Source organism: Microcystis sp. M53603_WE2 (assembly GCF_030065435.1).
In genome coordinates this window covers 1-1,125 of sequence record NZ_JASJFF010000036.1, presented here as the reverse complement: position 1 = coordinate 1,125, position 1,125 = coordinate 1, and the positions used below count along the sequence as shown (strand labels likewise).

The window sequence follows — 1,125 nt, the reverse complement described above, 5'->3', positions numbered from 1 at the left end:
GTCCTTCCCGTTTAGTTGCTTCCTTCCATTCCTGATAGGTTTGAGATAAGGTCATAAACACCTCTCTATCCTCAGTTTCTAGGATGTTATTTATTTCCATATTAACCCGCCAACTAATCAATAATTCCAGCACATTTTCCCGGAAAGCATTACCTTGAGGTAATTCTAACAATTCTCGCACCGCTTGGTTTTGAGTTTTTCCCCGTCCTAATAATCTTATCCAGAGAGTCTCAGCAGTCACAGGCAATTGATTAATAGCGATAATTGCCGTGCGATAAAGCGAGGGAAGAAAATAGACTCCTTCTGGCCAATCTGGGTCTAATTTTGCCCCAAATCCCTCTAAAACAGTGATACCAGCCGAAGGGGATAAAATCCACAAACGAGGGGCATTGTCTTCATTGTAGCTCTGATTTTCCCGTTTAGCTTGTCTTTGCAGTTCGGCTAAAATTGTCAAAAGTTTCGCTAAACAATTGCGAATCTCGCTACGATTGGGAGGATTGCGATAGGGTTCAATTAAGACAGTATTAAGGACAATTCTGCCTAATAATCCCAGATAATTGGGGTTGGGTTCGGCATTGGGGGAAAAAAATAAATCTATCTGTCGGGTTTCGTCGCTGACTTCTTTACTGATTTCGACGATTCCCAGGGGAGAAAGTAATTGTTCAAGGTAATTTTTGGCAAATTGATCATGGGGTTTCATGGGGTTTCTTGAATAGCTCGTCGGACCTGTTCTAAGTCTAAATCCAAAGCTTGAGCGATTTGTTCCACACTTAAACCCAGAGCAAGTAAACGGGGAATAGATTCCAGTTTAGCCTCTAGTTTTCCTTGTTCGAGTCCTCGCTCTAGTCCTCGCTCTAGTCCTTGTTCGAGTCCTCGCTCTAGTCCTTCCTGTCGTCCTTCCCGTTTAGTTGCTTCCTTCCATTCCTGATAGGTTTGAGATAAAGTCATAAACACCTCTCTATCCTCAGTTTCTAGGATGTTATTTATTTCCATACTAACCCGCCAACTAATCAATAATTCCAAGACATTTTCCCGGAAAGCATTACCTTGAGGTAATTCTAACAATTCTCGCACCGCTTGGTTTTGCGTTTTTCCCCGTCCTAATAATCTTAACCAGAGAGTCTC

The 1,125-nt window shown here is 42.2% G+C and carries 2 protein-coding genes; both read right to left on the bottom strand.

All coding sequences use genetic code 11. The features are described from left to right. Positions 1 to 700, bottom strand: a 700-nt coding sequence (locus PX481_RS00855) for a flagellar assembly protein H (RefSeq protein ID WP_288093153.1), incomplete at its 3' end; no start/stop codon positions are given. Beyond that, positions 697 to 1,125, bottom strand: a 429-nt coding sequence (locus PX481_RS00850; RefSeq protein WP_502888581.1) for an RpnC/YadD family protein, incomplete at its 5' end; no start/stop codon positions are given. The genes PX481_RS00855 and PX481_RS00850, both read right to left, overlap by 4 nt.